The sequence below is a fragment of the Bradyrhizobium sp. CCGUVB4N genome, from assembly GCF_024199945.1.
GTDB lineage: Bacteria > Pseudomonadota > Alphaproteobacteria > Rhizobiales > Xanthobacteraceae > Bradyrhizobium.
The window spans coordinates 3,811,480-3,825,490 of sequence record NZ_JANADP010000001.1 but is presented as its reverse complement, the minus strand read 5'-3'; the positions used below and the strand labels follow the sequence as shown (position 1 = coordinate 3,825,490).

Below are 14,011 nucleotides of genomic sequence, written 5' to 3'. Positions count from 1 at the left end.
CCGCTTTCAGCCCGAAGCGGGCATCATCCTTCCGGAACTCCCGCGATGTACAATCCCTTGACGAAGCGCTTGGCTCCAGTAACGAACCCCGCTTCGCCGCGCACTGGAGCATCTTTGACGCGACGGATAGTAAACGTTGGATCAAGTGTAAGCCCTGTTTTCGCGGCCAATTGAGCGTCGTCCAGTCTTCCAAGAAGCGCGAGCGCTGCTGCGTGCCCAAAATGCAGATTAGAAAAGTTTCCGTTGGCCTCGATTCCTCGGGCAAACCAGGCGGCTGCTTCAGCGTCTTCTTCGATCTGCAGCTTGGCAAAACCCGCCGTACTCATCCAATGAAAGGCGAAAATATCGCGTGGGGACAGGCGTAGTGCCTCGATGACGTAAGACTCCGTATCTGCTCCGCGACCGCTATAAAATTTGGCGATGCCCATCATCACGTGCGCGTCAGCCAAATTGCGGTCTAGTGCCAAAGCTCGCTGGCACTCGGCCACGCCTTGGACCATCCGATTCGCGCAGATGCGTAGCATAGCTAACGTGAAATGAGCCCAGGCGTGGTCGGGGGCAAGGCGCAGCGCCTTGAGTACCAGGGTCTCTGACGCCGTGAGATGTTCATGGGGGTGGTCGGTCAAGAACAACAGTCCTAGCGCAGCCTCGACCGACGCCATCCAGCTCATTGCGTCGACATTTCTAGGATCAATTGTCAACGCCAATTCAAAAAAATCGCGAGCTTCTTTCAAGTATTCGGGTGTTAGTCCCTTGCTCAGGGAATGGCGGCCTTGGAAATAGAAATCCATGGAATCGGGATTTAGCATTCTTGTTGCGTGCCGGGCCTCGGCAGCAATGAGTTGGGCATCCAACGTACGGGCAATCCTGGCCACAATTTCGTCCTGCATGTCGAGCATGTCAGCAATGGGCTTATCGAAGCGGTCGGCCCATAGATGATTGCCCGTCTTTGCATCGATCAACTGAACATTCACACGCAGACGATTTTCGCAACGTTGCACCGAGCCTTCAAGCGCGTAGCGAACATTCAACTCGCGACCAATCTGCCTGACATCGATCAGCTTTCCCTTGTACGTGAAGGCGGTGTGTTGACCGATGACAAATGAGCCATTGATCCGCGACAGGTCTGTGGTGAGACTCCCGCTCACACCATCAACAAAGTAGTCCTGTTCGGGATCGCGGCTGAGGTTTGCGAAGGGCAGCACAACAAGGGAACGGCGAGGTGGTGAGGATGGGCTTGATGCCACACGCTGAGACAGCTTGCCTGGGCCAAATTCATCCAAGATCACGGCATAGGCCCGAACCGGACGCCCGATGTTCTTGAGGTTCTGGTCGCCTAGATCGGTGAACCTGTCATCAAGCTTGCCCTGGATTTGATCGTAGGCGGCCGAGGAGATGCAGATGCCGCCCGGTTCTGCGACAGCTTCAAGCCTGGCCGCAATATTGACGCCGTCGCCGAAGATATCGTGGGGCTCGACAATTACGTCACCAATGTTTACGCCCACCCGAAAAGCGATGCGCTTGTCCTCCGGATCGCCGTTGGTAAGTTGGCGGACCCGCGCCTGAAATTGTATCGCAGCTCGAACCGCTTCCACGGCACTGGGAAACTCTGCCAAAAACCCGTCGCCAGTGTTCTTCACGACACGCCCGCCATGTTCGGCGATGACGGGCCTCACGCCTTGCGCGAACAGCGTCATTAGCTTGGCGTGGGTGGCCTCCTCTTCATGGTGCATGAGTCGAGAATAACCGGACACATCGGCCGCCAGTATCGCCGATAACCTGCGCTCGATCCGATCTGGCCGATCTTGCACCATCATCGACAAATCTCGCTTGGCACATATGTTTCCGGATTAGGGACGATACCACCTCAGAGAGAAATGGCCATTTTGGCTTGTCAGGCTTGAAACGACAGTTGCACTGACGGATTCCTGGTAGACACTTCTCGCCACCTCGCCAACCTCATCGATAGGATTCTCAAAGGTGCCGAGCCGCGAGATATCCCCTTCTATCAACAAACCAAATTTGCCCTCGTCATCAATCTTAGGACCGCGAAAACGCTCGGCCTCGAAATCCCAGCGATGCTGATCGGCCGCGCGGATGAGGTGATCGAGTGATGTCGCCTATTGGCCCTTAGCCGAACCATGCTGATCCTGTTGTGATGTCGGTTGGCGGAAGACCGGACGCCGGCGACGCTTTGCCTCAACCGCGGCTTTGACCCGTTGCGGACTTTCCGTTCAACAAACTTTCCTGATGCAAAATCGACGCAGATGAGCAAGAGCGCAAAGTTTGCTTTGGGCTTCTCTGTCGCCAGGAACGGGAGGTCCGAGGCGTTAGATTCGTACTGAAACGTATTCGGGCGAACTACTCGGGATAAGACTCCTTGCCCTCCCGCGTCGGCTTCTCGAAAAGAATAAACAGCAGAGGATTGCCGGGCTCAGATGTCACGTCAGTACGCAGTGCAAAGACCTCCCCCGTGACGCTGCTGATATATTCGGCAACAATCTCGCCAAAGCTGTTGCGCTGTACAGCGACCTTCTGCCCAGGGCTGACCCTGTCGTGAAGCTTAACCAGAGGTTCGACGAAGCCGGCTTCGGTCGCAATAATCGGGAAGCCACTGTTGCCAATGAAAACAGTCACGTCCTTGCCGGTCTTGCCCATCGGGCCGGATACGATACCGTGGTGTTTGAGTACGTTCATCGTACCCTCAACGAACAGATCGATCATATCAGGAGTGAGTACCCGAGCGGGGCCAATCTCCGAGCAGAACGCAGGAATGCCCACGTCGATCAGAGCGTTATGGAGAACAACCGGATACACCGGATTATTGAAGATCTGGGTAACCGGAAAGAGTTCCAGCATTGCCTTGACCTCAGGAATATTCATATCGCCGAGATTGAAGGCACTGGCACTAAAACCGGTTGCTCCGGTGTGGAAATCGATGGCGAAGTCGGCGTTCGGCCGCAACAGACGATTGAACAGCAACCCCGCATGTCGGCTGGTCGGGGTGGGGCCGTTTTCGTCTCCCGGCCATACTCGGTTCATGTCTATGAGGTCGGCACCCAACCCCACGTTGGGCCATCGCCGCTGCATGCTTTCCAAGGCGGGGCGAGACACATCGGTGACCGCCATCACCGTGCCCGACATACTTTTGGGGTCGAGCTGGTTCATCACGGTCATGACCGTATGGATCGAGCTCATCTCGTCGCCGTGCACACCACTGATCAGAAGGGCGCGCTTGCCTGGCCTTACCCCCTTCGCGACCACCACCGACACATTCCAGTGTTTGCCCGTAGGCATCTGCACGCCCTGAAAATAGAAGCGATGCTTCTGCCCGGGCTCAAGGTCGTTGACGTCCAGCGCGCTGATGACCTTCTTCCCCTGGATCACGTCGCCGGTATAGACGGTCCTCCCCGACGCAGCCGGCGCTTCGCCAGCAGCGTTAGCGTTGACAGCGAAGGCGGCCGAGGCTCCAGCGGTAGCGATAGATGCAATCAAGAGGTTGCGACGATCGAGACCTTTTTCGGAATTGTCCGGCATGGTGTCAATTCTCCTTTTCTTATGATGGTTCGATCAGAGAATGAAACGCATAATGGTCGCGACATCCCGCGACCGCAGAGCACCGAGTCTGCTACTGATCTCATCAGGGTGCAAGATTTTCGTCGGTTCGCTGCTATAGCAACAATGCGCGGGCTATCTGACAACGCGTCAGCGCGGCGCGTTTATGGGTTCACGGCCTGGTACCGGTTCGACAGGCGAAGTGACCGTGCAGTGGCGCCTGCCCGACGTCCGCTTCTGACCCGAAGCGGACAGGGGCCGCTCGACGCGGCTGCTGCGAAAGGACCGTTCGAGGAGGCTATCTCTTGCCCAAATCCTCTGCGAAACGCAGGAGGTACCCGTCAGGGTCTTGGACCAAGAATTGCCTGTTGCCGCGCTCCTCTCCTGCGATCCGATACCAGGCGTCATGACACTCTCTGAAGAGAGGCCATTTCTCATGCCTGAGTGCATCGAGAAGAGGTGCCACGGAGTCGACGAACATCTGAAAGTTGATCCCGCGTCCCAGTGGTCTTTGCAGAGTCCCGGTTTCCCAGTTGCCATTTTGTTGTTTCAGCATGACCTGGGATCCTTGTAGCTCGATGTACACGAAGCGATTTTCTGGTCGCTGATACGCGATCTGGAAACCAAGTATCTTGCACCAAAAATTCTTGCTCTGTCCCAAGTCAGAAACATCTAGCTCAGGGACGAGCCGGGCAAAGCCCCCAGTTGGTAATCTATCTGTTGATCGTTCCATGGCTCGCCAGTCCTCCCGCATTCGTAGTCGATGCAGTGCACTTAGGCACGACGCAGCTCCTGCGGGAAACTCAGATATCATTCACCGGACGCCTTGACGACCGCTTTTGGCCCATAGCGGACCCCGGTAGCAGGCAATTTTGAAGTCTGCTTCTGGCTCTTAGCCGAACCTTGCCGATCCTGTAGTGATGTCGGCTACCGGCGGTAGACCGGACGCCGGGCGACGCTTGCCTCAACCGCCGCTTCTGAGCCACACCAGACATGACGTTTCATAACTTCGTGGTTGAGATACCGGCGAAGCCGTTCGCGGCAGCCAATCACACCCATCGACTTAATCCTCTCGCAGGTACTGTCGCGCGACCGCGCGTTGCGTGCGTGCTCGACGCGCACTGGCCGAGAATGACGGTTGGAGAATGTGGCGCGCGAAGTGCTCTCTGGCCTTTTTCTTTCCCTCTGTCCGCCATAGAGCGAGCGTAGCAGACGATGCGAGTTGAGGAAGCGCAGCGCGCAGCGCTGCAAGGAGGTTCTTTGCGTCGGGTGGAGCAAGGTACCCAGTGGTCTTTTCAGCGCAAGCTTCGCCGCCTGCTTGCTGCTGCCGTCATCGTTGGCCCCGTCGCGCTGGCGCCGGAGATGAGTTCGGCTGAGGGGCTGCTTGACTTCTTCTTCGGTGGCGGCCGGAAGCAGCAGCAAACCTCGTCTTTCGGCAATGACAATAATGCGCAATCGCCGACGCCGCGGCCGGTCGTCGCAAGCGCGGGGCCTGCCTTCTGCGTGCGCAGCTGCGACGGCAAATACTTTCCGCTGATGCGCGGCGCGACCTCGCCGGCGCAGATGTGCCAAGCCTTCTGTCCGACAAGCCCGACCAAGGTCTTCTTCGGCTCCAACATCGACAGCGCTTATGCCGCAACTGGCGAACGCTATGCGGACAGCGAGAACGCCTTTGCGTATCGGAAGGCGCTGCGTGCCGACTGCACCTGCAATGGCCGCAATCCCGGCGGCCTAGCGCCAATTGATCTCGCGCTGGACGGCTCGCTGCGCCGTGGCGACGCGGTGGCCACCACCGACGGGCTCGTCGCCTATAGCGGCATACGACTTGGCAACGACCAAACTCCGGATTTCGCCCCCGTGGCCGCGCCGGCGCGAACCGGCATGACGGCAAACAGCGCGTCAAACCTGAGGTGACGAGCACGCGGTTGCCGACGACAAGAGGTCGACCGCAAGCGAATTCAACGCCGGGTGCAGCCTGCCAAGGCGTGGATGTCCGCTGATGGCCCGTAGCCGACCCCGGTAGCAGGCAATTTTGAAGTCTGCATCTCGGCCGTCAACGGACCAAGAGCAGCCGACACAGTGTATTCGGCTGATGACCCCTATCGGACAGAGGACCGGGTGAACCGCATCATGGATGGTGCGACTAATACCGCATAAGACGTTTCATCAAAGCCGTTCGCCTCGTGCGTTTTCATCGAACCACCATGACCAAGCTGCTACTGCTGTTTGCAATACTCTACGCCGCGTGCGGGCTGGCACTCAGCATCGTCGTAAATGCGGTGTCATTCACCAGCGTCCAACTCGGCGACAATGCCTTGTTTCCAGTGCTGACGTGGGGAATCTTTCCGGCTTTTTTGTCGGTCATCCTCATCGACATTTCGGAAAGGGAAGGAAGAAAGATACGTAGCGGTGCGGGTGAGGAAATTGATCCTTGGGAGCTGATATTTGTTGGGTGCCCCTCGTTGCTGAAGTATATCTTCTGGGTCTGCTTCGCTTACGCGTGGGCGATCGGTATTGTCCTCGCCATATTGCAAACCCGCGAACCGAACGTGATCTGGCGCGGCGCCTCTGCTTTCTGGATGGCATTCTATGCGCTGGGCCTTGCGTCGGTTTCAGGCGCCTATCTCCGCCGCCGCGCGCCTCAAACGCTGTGAAGTCAAAGCGGCGCTTTTGACCCGCTGCGAACGCTGCCATGGGCGGGCGCCTGGCGTTACCAAGGATTAATTCGACAGGAGGCAGAAAGAACGATCTTCTAAGATGGCCTCAGTAGAGGGGAGACGGAGTCATCGCCATGCGCCACGGCTTCCTCCTGCACGCTGTTACCACAGCCGGTCTATTCCTGGGATCCAACCTCGTCTCAGATGCATCTGCCGCGACCGCCGACCACGCTTTGGCTGTCTCCGTCGACGATTTCATTTACATCGACACGTCGAACGAGCCCACCGATCAGACGGCCGCGCATGAAGAGCGATTGCGGGCTTTCATGACCGCGCTGCGGGACGACGTCACGGCAGACCGCCGTTTTGAGCTGGTGCCGTCGCCCTGCGCATCAAATTGTCCGACCGACGGACCGGCGTTGCGCGATCGGCTGCGCGCGGCGTCACAGGCCGGCACGCAGATTCTGATCATCGGTATCGTTCACAAAATGAGCACGCTGGTGCAGATAGCGAGGACTGCTGCCATCGATGTAACATCCCAGCGCGTCGTGTTCCGGAAATACTTCCAGTTCCGCGGCGACAATGACGAGGCATGGCAGCGGGCGGAGCGCTTTGTATCGGAAGAGGTCCGCGCCCGGCTGCTTGAAAGCAGATCGCAGCAATAGGCCACGCGCGGCGCATGTGCGTGGCCCTGTGAGTCCGGTTTTGGCCCTCAGCCGGAATGAGGCGGCGACTTCCGTTATTGACCCTTAGGTGACCCTGTGGGGCTGCCGGCCGGGCGTCAGTTCATGACCCGAAGGCGACATCATCGTTCCGGCACCCCGGCCATCAGCATGCCATCGCGGATACGGCTGCTTCCGGCACGAAATGTCGGGTCGCGGCTCAGCATGAGCCCTCGCGTCCGACCTATGTTGAAGCCTGGATCCAGCGCGAGCCCCGCGCGCACGGCGGCCCGCGCCTCATCCAGCGAGCCCACGAGCGCGAGGGCAGCAGCAAGCTGGAAATGCACAATGGGGTAGTTGCGGTTTGCTTCAAGACACCGCCGCAGCCAATCAACCGCCTCGGCTTCGGCGCCAAGGATCAATTTGACGACGCCAAGCCAGTGCATCCAGCGGTACGCGCTGCTGTCGCGGGGAGACAGCCGAAACGCTTGCTGGATGTGAGCCTCGCTTTCCGCGCCACGGCCGATGAAGACTTTCGCAAATCCGGTCAAAGCATGGGCGGTGGCCAGATTGCGATCAAGCGCGAGCGCCCGCTCGAATTCGCCAATCGCCTCCACGGCACGCCTGGTAAACAATTGCAACCAGCCGAACGACATATGGGCCCGGGCATGGCGCGGAGCCATCGACAGGACCTTGAGCAACGCGGCCTCGGCGGCGGCGAGGTGCGCGTCCCGATCGTCGGCCATGAAGGCGGTGGCGGTTGTGAGAGCGATCTCCGCCTTGCCGACCAGAGCTTCGACGTTCTCCGGCTCGAGTGCCGACGCGCGTTCAAAAAAGCAGCGAGCTTCTGCCATGTTCTCGGGCGTACGTCCCTTGTTCAACGAATGGCGGCCCTGGAAGCACAAATCTACCGCATCAGGATGTGGAGATCGCTCAGCGCGCCGCGCCTCCGCCTCAATCAGTTGGGCATCCAGCGCGTTGGCAAGCCTGGCGACTATTTCATCCTGCATCTCGAGCAAATCGGTCATGGGTTTGTCGAACCGATCAGCCCAAAGATGGGCGCGCGTTTCGGCGTCGATCAATTGCACATTGATCCGCAGACGATTGCCGCCGCGCTGCACCGCCCCTTCGAGTACATAGCGGACGTTCAGCTCACGTCCCAACTTCGTTACATCGACGGCTTTGCCCTTGAACTTTAACGAGGTGCTGTGCGCAATCACAAACGCTCCGTTGATGCGTGACAGGTCTGTGGTCAAGCTCTCGGTCACGCCATCGATGAAGTAGTCCTGCTCCCGATCACCGCCGATATTTACGAACGGCAGGACAACGATGGAAAGACGCGGCGTCAAAGTGTGGTTCGGCGTCACGACGCCGCCCGCCGTCGAACCACTCGGCAAAACGGTGCGCCCGTCGTCTTGATGCACCGCGCCGATGAAGCGGAAGCCCTTCCTCGGCAGTGTTCTGATCAGGCGCTGCTTTTCGCCCGTGTCGCCAATTGCGCTGCGAGCGGCATTCAGGCGGGTCGTCAGCGCGGCATCGGAAACGATACGTCCGTTCCAAACGGCGTTCAGGAGATCATCCTTGCTGACCACGCGCTCCCGGTTTCGGATCAGGTATTCAAGCAAATCGAACACCTGAGGCGTGACAACAATCACGTCCGTCGCGCGGTGCAGTTCGCGCCGGTCGGTATCCAATGCGTAGTCCTCAAAGAGGTAACGCAAACCGCCCTTCCTTCTCGGATCACGTCCGAAGCCGCAGGGGCACGAAGAATAAGCTGCCGGTGAGAAAAATGTAAGCCAGCCGTTAAGCACGCCAACGAGCGTGCTGGCAAATTTCGTTGGGTGAAATTGCCCAACCCAGGAAGAAATTTCGATGAGCACGATCCACGGGAGCATTGAGTTCGGACCGCCAACCGCAAGGCGGACCTATTACAGCCCGCTTGAAGCATATTGGGATGCGTTTTGTGAGTGGCGCAAACGCGAGAGGCTGCGAACCCAGTTGTGCCAGCTCACGGACGGCGAGTTGATTGACATCGGCATTACACGCGGAGAGATCGACTACGTCGTCTCAAACCGGACTATCGATCCTACCGGCGTTCGTTCCGCTTAACTTGATAAACATCGGCGACGCCTTCAGCGAGCACGACGACAGACCGGCCCGTTTGTGAGCGGCCACTTCCGCCTATTGGCCCCCAGGGGACATAGCGTCTTAGCGGAAGTCCAAGGGCGCTCGACGCCGCGTCGAATTGTGACCCATAACAGCCCTTGAGCCGCTGCCAATACTTGAACCCTTGAACCTGGGGTACTCTGCCCCACCCATTCAGGGTCCGTGCGGCATCGCGCGCGGTGCTGACGGGGCACGTAATTTCGACTATCCTTCAATGCGGAGCATCAAGGCGGGGCAGGACAAGACCCACGAGGGGGACCAATGAGCACGGCAAAAAGCGCTCTGGCGCAGAAAAGTGGCGCCCTGATCCATGTCCGTTCCGGCGACATGGTCATCGAAGCCTTGCACCGGATGCGCGACAACCGGGTCCGGTCGGTGCTGGTCATCGACGACGACATCCTGGTCGGTATCGTGACCCAGGGTGACTGCGCCATCAAGGTGCTGCTGCCCGGGCTCGATGCGAAGCAGACGCCGGTGAGCCAGGTGATGACGGGCAACCCGGTGACCATCAAGCCGGACGATCCGCTGGATGCCTGCATGGCGATGATGGCCGCGCGCGGTATTCGCCACCTGCCGGTGCTGGACGCGGGCAAGGTCGTGGGCGTCATCTCGGTCGGAGACGTCGTCAAGAACATCATCCGGGATCTGGAGCACAACGTGGACGATCTGATGGGTTACATCATGAAGGACGGCCCCGGGGGCTGACAGACGCGCCGCGGTGCCGTCGCCGCTGATGTCCGGTTGTGGCCCAAAGCTGATCTTGCCGCGCTGCCCGCCGACCGTCAGCTTCTGGCGCGAAGCGGACAATGGCTATTCGCTAGGTACCCCTCTCAAAACGATTTCAATAAGGGCTGAGCACACTACCGAGAAATTGCTCCTTTTCGCCCGGCGCGTAACCCTGACAGGCGCCGAAATACGCTTCCGGCTTGGCACAGGGGTCGGCGGACCGGGTGCGTTGACGCGGCGCATAGGCAAAACTGGATGTTCGACCTGATGGCTGCATCTGATGATGGGGATGAGGCGCCGCGTGCCGGCGGTGCCCTTGCTGCACAGATCCCGCGTTCGCGAACCCGCACAGGCTTATCAAAACGCTCAAGGCCAAAATCGCGCGCATCGCTTTCCTCCTCCAGGGAGTTTCGCCCGCCGGCTCAATGATTGCCGTGATGCGGCGTTCCAAAGGAGCGCGGCTTCCTGGGATTATACCCTGTTTGGCCGTCAGCGGCGGCTTCTTTGTTCGTCCGCGACCAGGGTCGGCTCGTGGCCCCAAGCGGACCTCGCGACCGGCGGCAGCCCGGCGAACGCCCTGAGCGGGCGCGTCAAATCGACCGGGAATAAACGGCAGGCGAGAGGAACGGTAAAACGTCGATCGGGTTGATCGAGCACGTGGAGTGCTTCGATGGACAGGACCTCGATCTATGACGAACTGAGCCGTGTTGAACGCGATGTGGTCGCAGGTGAGCGCCAGCTTGCAGAACAGGAGCGGCTGGTTCTCGACTTGAAAAGGGAGGGTCAGAGTACTGCGAGGGCCGAAAAGGAGCTGGAGCGGCTGCGTGAATGCCAGCGTTTGCGCGATCAAGACCGTCAGAGGCTTCTGTCACTCCTGCAGCCTTGAGACAGCGAAAACTCTCCGCGGCATTCCACCTCGGCTGTTGGTGCTCGTCGACGAGGCCGATTGGCTCGCGGTAGCGGCTGGGAGTCCGGATGTGGCCCGTTTCGGATTGCGATCTGTTTTTGCGCTCTCGGCGATCTAGCGCCTGGGCCGCACCACCCGCGTCAGCATCGGAAAATGCTTGTTGCCGCCCGCGAATGGCGGGAACTTGACGAAATCCGCACGCATACGCGTGATCACGTCGGAGCCGAGCGCGTGCGCGAGGGCTTGCGGGCTGTCGAACACCAGCTTGTTGCGCTGCATGTGCTCGACCCGCTGTGACGGAAGCCGATCGACCCAATCGATGCGGGTGTAGATTTCGATCTGGCGGACGTTCGGGAAGGTCCGCATGATCGACGGATGGTGCTCCAGATAATGCAGATTCCAGGCGTTCATGTCCTCGGCCGGGCCGGGATAGTGCACGAGGTAACTGCACGGCACTGTCGTTCCTGCCGGATGTGCGGCGACATCGACGGGGAACGCGCGTGTCAGCATCACCTGATGCGTGACGTCGAGGCCGGTGAGGCCGGCGTGTCCGGCACCTGTCGCGAGGCCGGCAAGGATACCGCCGCGGTCCATCGCCGCCTCGCAGGCGAACAGGTCGTGAAATCGCAGCTGAAGCGCAAACACGGGGCCGGAGCCGTCGGCCTTGTAGGGATGGTCGACTGACTGTTCGAGCGGCGTGAACAGCAAGCCCTCGGTCATCTCCGGGATCGATCCAGCCGCCTCCGCCACGGCGGCAATCTCGTCGGGATCAACCCGCCGCTCGCCTGCCGGATCAGAGAATGTCATGAAGAGCGAGATCATGCCGGCGCTCCCTCGGCGCCCTCGCCCACACTCACATGCGGCATGAGCGCGGCTCTGATGTCATCAGGCCACGGGATCGCATGATGATCCACCAGCGACGTCGCAGCCAGGATCTGGCGCGCGCGCCAGCGCATGCTATTCGCGCCGGAGATGACATGCTCCAGATGGAGCGATGATCCCCCGACCCGGACGATCCGCAGGTCGAACGTCAGGAGATCGCCGAACATCGACGGCCGGGAGAAATCGCAGGCGAGATGCACCGTGGGCGTCCCGATCTTCCGGACCATGATCAATTCCGGCCACGGAAAACCGATCCTCGCCCAAAACGCCTCGACGACGCCGTTGAGGATGTTGAGGTAGGACGGGAAATACGCGATCCCGGACGGATCGCAGTCTCCGAACCTGAGCTCGCGGTCGAACGAGAAATTCGTCATCAGATCGCAACGACGGGATGGCGGATGACACCGACACCGTCGACCCCGGCCTCGACCACGTCGCCCGGCCACAGCCATTCCTGCGGGCTCATGCCGGCGCCGACGCCTTCCGGCGTTCCCGTGGCGATGATGTCGCCGGGCTCGAGCGTCATGCCCGACGAAATGTCGGAGATCAAAACCGGGATGTCGAAGATCATGTATTTGGTGTTGGAGTCCTGCTTCATGACGCCGTTCTTGGTCAGCCACAGCCGCAAATCATGCGGATCGGGAATCTCGTCCGCGGTCACGATGCAAGGGCCGAACGGCGCATAGGTGTCCATGCCCTTGGAGAAGATCCACTGGCCGGCGCGGCGATTGTCGCGCGCGGAAATGTCGATCATCACCGAATAGCCGAAGACGTGATCCATCGCCTTCTCCGTCGCGACGCGGGTCGCGGTCTTGCCGATGATGACGGCGAGCTCGACCTCCCAGTCGAGCTGCTGCGTCATTCTCGCGTTGTGCTGGATGGCGGCGCCGGGACCGATCACCGAGGTCGGCGGCTTCGAGAAGACAACCGGCTGCTTCGGCAGGTCCTGGCTCGTATCGAGGCTCTTCGCCGATTCCGCGACATGGGCTCGGTAGTTCAGCCCGATGCCAAAAATGTTCTTCCGCGGGCGCGGGATCGGCGCCTGCAGCTTGACATCCTCGACCGCCACCGCCGAGCCGGCCGGAAAGCGGCCATTGGCCTCCGCCAGTGCATCCCTGAGCGCCGGCACCAGGGTCACGCCGTTGTCGATGAACGACAGCATATCGCTCGGCCATGTCACGCCGCTGGATGCACCGAGGTGCTCGACATCGACGACCAGCCCATTGACGAGAACGCCGAGACGGGCACCGCTGGAGCCCAAGGTGTAGGTCACGAGACGCATGGAAGCTTGATCCGGCTTTTGCTGGTGAATTCTGGAGGTGGGCGATCGAACGTCAGGCGGCAACCGGCTGGTGACCGGAATTGTCGCCATAGGCTTCTTCCCGATAGAAGCCGAGACTTTCGATGACGGGAAGATCGTTGAAGCAGAACAGGCAAGCGTCGTCGCCGTCCGCGAGGTTGCCATGCTCGTGCCAGGCCCAGGACGGCACGCAGAAGATGTCGCGCTCCTGCCACTCGAAGCGCTTGCCGCCGATCACCGAATAGCCGCGGCCCTTGGCGACCTGGTAGATGAAGCTGCCGGTGTGGCGATGCGACTTCGTCTTCTCGCCCGGCCGCAGCAATTGCATGCTCGCGCCGATCGTCTGCATCACGTGTCCGCCCGTGATCGGATTGACGTAGTTCATGAGAATGCCGTCATAGGGCGAACCGTCGGTCGCGGCGGCGTATTTGCGCAAGGACTCGTAAGTCGGCTCCCACTCGTACTTGAACATCGGCGAATAGCCCTTCGACCATTGTGAGCCGGCCGGGCGAAGCCCGGGATTGCCCCATGTCCTGGTCATGTCGTCGACGGGATAGCCGGACTCTTCCTGCTGGACCTTCGGATGGACCGCGAAAAAGTTCGCTTCCAGCGCGTTGACGAGCGGGATGTCGAGGCCGTCCTGCCAGATGCAGACGGAGCCGTTGCTTTCGACGCCATGCTCGTGCCACGTGCCGTTCGGCGTCAGCACGAAATCCCGCGCCCCGAGCGTCATCTTGTGACCGTCGACGATGGTGTAGGCGCCCGTTCCTTCCATGATGAAGCGCAGGGCGGAGGCCGAGTGCGCGTGTGCGGTGGCGACTTCACCGGGATGCATCACCTGCAATCCCGAATAGAGCCAGCCGACCGCGGCCGAGACGTCGCGACGGCCGGGATTGTTGAGGTAGATCACCCGCCGCCCCGCCTTCTCCGGCGAGACCAGCTCGACCGAGCGCAGCACGTGCTCGCGCAAATCGTCGTAGCGCCAGAGCACGGGAACCGACGCCGATTGCGGCGCCCACGGCTCGATCTTGTTGGCGACCGTCCACAAGGCTCCGGCTTCGTACTTTTCGAGGTCCTTGTAGTAGGCCTTGAGCTCGGGCGTGTCTTCGACATTGGCCCGGCCGACGACGTTCTCGCGCATCCTATCCTCCAGGTC

16 protein-coding genes are annotated in these 14,011 nt (G+C 60.2%); 7 read left to right on the top strand and 9 right to left on the bottom strand.

The genetic code is table 11. From position 1 onward, the window contains the following. Positions 1 to 23 precede the first annotated feature (23 nt). Complete coding sequence (locus NLM31_RS17235) at positions 24 to 1,814, bottom strand: adenylate/guanylate cyclase domain-containing protein (RefSeq protein WP_254196208.1); 1,791 nt, start codon at positions 1,812 to 1,814, stop codon at positions 24 to 26. Between the two features lie 114 nt (positions 1,815 to 1,928). On the opposite strand from NLM31_RS17235, the gene NLM31_RS43025 reads away from it, so the two are divergent. Next, the gene (locus tag NLM31_RS43025; RefSeq protein WP_256562169.1) at positions 1,929 to 2,114 is read left to right on the top strand and encodes an ABC transporter substrate binding protein; all 186 of its coding nucleotides are present in this window, start codon (positions 1,929 to 1,931) and stop codon (positions 2,112 to 2,114) included. Positions 2,115 to 2,361: 247 nt separating this feature from the next. On the opposite strand, the gene NLM31_RS17225 is transcribed toward NLM31_RS43025, so the two are convergent. Together NLM31_RS17225 and NLM31_RS43430 are read right to left on the bottom strand one after the other, a co-directional pair. Continuing rightward, positions 2,362 to 3,537, bottom strand: coding sequence for a succinylglutamate desuccinylase/aspartoacylase family protein (locus NLM31_RS17225; RefSeq protein ID WP_254193001.1), 1,176 nt, complete (start codon positions 3,535 to 3,537; stop codon positions 2,362 to 2,364). A 316-nt stretch (positions 3,538 to 3,853) separates the two neighbouring features. Beyond that, the gene (locus tag NLM31_RS43430) at positions 3,854 to 4,288 is read right to left on the bottom strand and encodes a bleomycin resistance protein (protein WP_375167490.1); all 435 of its coding nucleotides are present in this window, start codon (positions 4,286 to 4,288) and stop codon (positions 3,854 to 3,856) included. A gap of 581 nt (positions 4,289 to 4,869) precedes the next feature. Between NLM31_RS43430 and NLM31_RS17220 the strand changes: the two genes are divergently transcribed. From NLM31_RS17220 to NLM31_RS17210, 3 genes are all read left to right on the top strand, one after another. After that, the gene (locus NLM31_RS17220; protein WP_375143642.1) at positions 4,870 to 5,469 is read left to right on the top strand and encodes a DUF2865 domain-containing protein; all 600 of its coding nucleotides are present in this window, start codon (positions 4,870 to 4,872) and stop codon (positions 5,467 to 5,469) included. Between the two features lie 290 nt (positions 5,470 to 5,759). After that, on the top strand, positions 5,760 to 6,209 hold the full coding sequence (locus NLM31_RS17215) for a hypothetical protein (RefSeq protein ID WP_254193000.1): 450 nt from the start codon (positions 5,760 to 5,762) through the stop codon (positions 6,207 to 6,209). A gap of 137 nt (positions 6,210 to 6,346) precedes the next feature. Next, entirely contained in the window at positions 6,347 to 6,877 is a 531-nt protein-coding gene (locus tag NLM31_RS17210; RefSeq protein WP_254192999.1) for a DUF2380 domain-containing protein, read from the top strand. Between the two features lie 140 nt (positions 6,878 to 7,017). On the opposite strand, the gene NLM31_RS17205 is transcribed toward NLM31_RS17210, so the two are convergent. Continuing rightward, positions 7,018 to 8,595: a winged helix-turn-helix domain-containing tetratricopeptide repeat protein gene (locus NLM31_RS17205; RefSeq protein WP_254196206.1), complete on the bottom strand. Its 1,578-nt coding sequence runs from the start codon at positions 8,593 to 8,595 to the stop codon at positions 7,018 to 7,020. Positions 8,596 to 8,746: 151 nt separating this feature from the next. Between NLM31_RS17205 and NLM31_RS43020 the strand changes: the two genes are divergently transcribed. Continuing rightward, a complete protein-coding gene (locus tag NLM31_RS43020; RefSeq protein ID WP_254130496.1) occupies positions 8,747 to 8,983 on the top strand; it encodes a DUF1127 domain-containing protein in 237 nt (78 codons plus the stop codon). Positions 8,984 to 9,301: 318 nt separating this feature from the next. Beyond that, the gene (locus tag NLM31_RS17200) at positions 9,302 to 9,745 is read left to right on the top strand and encodes a CBS domain-containing protein (protein ID WP_254130495.1); all 444 of its coding nucleotides are present in this window, start codon (positions 9,302 to 9,304) and stop codon (positions 9,743 to 9,745) included. A 136-nt stretch (positions 9,746 to 9,881) separates the two neighbouring features. Here NLM31_RS17200 and NLM31_RS17195 read toward each other — a convergent pair whose 3' ends face one another. After that, positions 9,882 to 10,154, bottom strand: a complete 273-nt coding sequence (locus tag NLM31_RS17195; RefSeq protein WP_254130494.1) for a hypothetical protein — start codon at positions 10,152 to 10,154, stop codon at positions 9,882 to 9,884. 282 nt (positions 10,155 to 10,436) lie between these two features. On the opposite strand from NLM31_RS17195, the gene NLM31_RS17190 reads away from it, so the two are divergent. Then, positions 10,437 to 10,652, top strand: coding sequence for a hypothetical protein (locus NLM31_RS17190; protein ID WP_254192998.1), 216 nt, complete (start codon positions 10,437 to 10,439; stop codon positions 10,650 to 10,652). A gap of 135 nt (positions 10,653 to 10,787) precedes the next feature. On the opposite strand, the gene NLM31_RS17185 is transcribed toward NLM31_RS17190, so the two are convergent. The 4 genes from NLM31_RS17185 to NLM31_RS17170 are packed head-to-tail and all read right to left on the bottom strand — an operon-like array spanning position 10,788 to position 13,996. Then, positions 10,788 to 11,495 carry a hypothetical protein gene (locus NLM31_RS17185; protein ID WP_254192997.1) on the bottom strand — a complete coding sequence of 236 codons (708 nt, stop codon included), beginning with the start codon at positions 11,493 to 11,495 and terminating at the stop codon, positions 10,788 to 10,790. Beyond that, positions 11,492 to 11,929 (bottom strand): thioesterase family protein, encoded by a 438-nt coding sequence (locus NLM31_RS17180; RefSeq protein ID WP_254192996.1) that lies wholly within the window; start codon positions 11,927 to 11,929, stop codon positions 11,492 to 11,494. Before NLM31_RS17180 ends, NLM31_RS17185 begins: the two co-directional genes overlap by 4 nt. Further along, positions 11,929 to 12,837 (bottom strand): fumarylacetoacetate hydrolase family protein, encoded by a 909-nt coding sequence (locus NLM31_RS17175; RefSeq protein WP_254192995.1) that lies wholly within the window; start codon positions 12,835 to 12,837, stop codon positions 11,929 to 11,931. The genes NLM31_RS17180 and NLM31_RS17175 overlap by 1 nt, the downstream gene beginning before the upstream one ends. Positions 12,838 to 12,889: 52 nt before the next feature. After that, complete coding sequence (locus NLM31_RS17170; protein WP_254192994.1) at positions 12,890 to 13,996, bottom strand: cupin domain-containing protein; 1,107 nt, start codon at positions 13,994 to 13,996, stop codon at positions 12,890 to 12,892. Positions 13,997 to 14,011 lie beyond the last annotated feature (15 nt).

What these genes read in the sequence shown, in the direction of transcription:
- NLM31_RS17235 (WP_254196208.1), bottom strand. Translation starts at nt 1,814, where the DNA reads ATGGTGCAAGATCGGCCAGATCGGATCGAGCGCAGGTTATCGGCGATA.
- NLM31_RS17225 (WP_254193001.1), bottom strand. Translation starts at nt 3,537, where the DNA reads ATGCCGGACAATTCCGAAAAAGGTCTCGATCGTCGCAACCTCTTGATT.
- NLM31_RS43430 (WP_375167490.1), bottom strand. Translation starts at nt 4,288, where the DNA reads ATGGAACGATCAACAGATAGATTACCAACTGGGGGCTTTGCCCGGCTC.
- NLM31_RS17215 (WP_254193000.1), top strand. Translation starts at nt 5,760, where the DNA reads ATGACCAAGCTGCTACTGCTGTTTGCAATACTCTACGCCGCGTGCGGG.
- NLM31_RS17210 (WP_254192999.1), top strand. Translation starts at nt 6,347, where the DNA reads ATGCGCCACGGCTTCCTCCTGCACGCTGTTACCACAGCCGGTCTATTC.
- NLM31_RS43020 (WP_254130496.1), top strand. Translation starts at nt 8,747, where the DNA reads ATGAGCACGATCCACGGGAGCATTGAGTTCGGACCGCCAACCGCAAGG.
- NLM31_RS17200 (WP_254130495.1), top strand. Translation starts at nt 9,302, where the DNA reads ATGAGCACGGCAAAAAGCGCTCTGGCGCAGAAAAGTGGCGCCCTGATC.
- NLM31_RS17195 (WP_254130494.1), bottom strand. Translation starts at nt 10,154, where the DNA reads ATGCGCGCGATTTTGGCCTTGAGCGTTTTGATAAGCCTGTGCGGGTTC.
- NLM31_RS17190 (WP_254192998.1), top strand. Translation starts at nt 10,437, where the DNA reads ATGGACAGGACCTCGATCTATGACGAACTGAGCCGTGTTGAACGCGAT.
- NLM31_RS17185 (WP_254192997.1), bottom strand. Translation starts at nt 11,495, where the DNA reads ATGATCTCGCTCTTCATGACATTCTCTGATCCGGCAGGCGAGCGGCGG.
- NLM31_RS17180 (WP_254192996.1), bottom strand. Translation starts at nt 11,929, where the DNA reads ATGACGAATTTCTCGTTCGACCGCGAGCTCAGGTTCGGAGACTGCGAT.
- NLM31_RS17175 (WP_254192995.1), bottom strand. Translation starts at nt 12,837, where the DNA reads ATGCGTCTCGTGACCTACACCTTGGGCTCCAGCGGTGCCCGTCTCGGC.
- NLM31_RS17170 (WP_254192994.1), bottom strand. Translation starts at nt 13,996, where the DNA reads ATGCGCGAGAACGTCGTCGGCCGGGCCAATGTCGAAGACACGCCCGAG.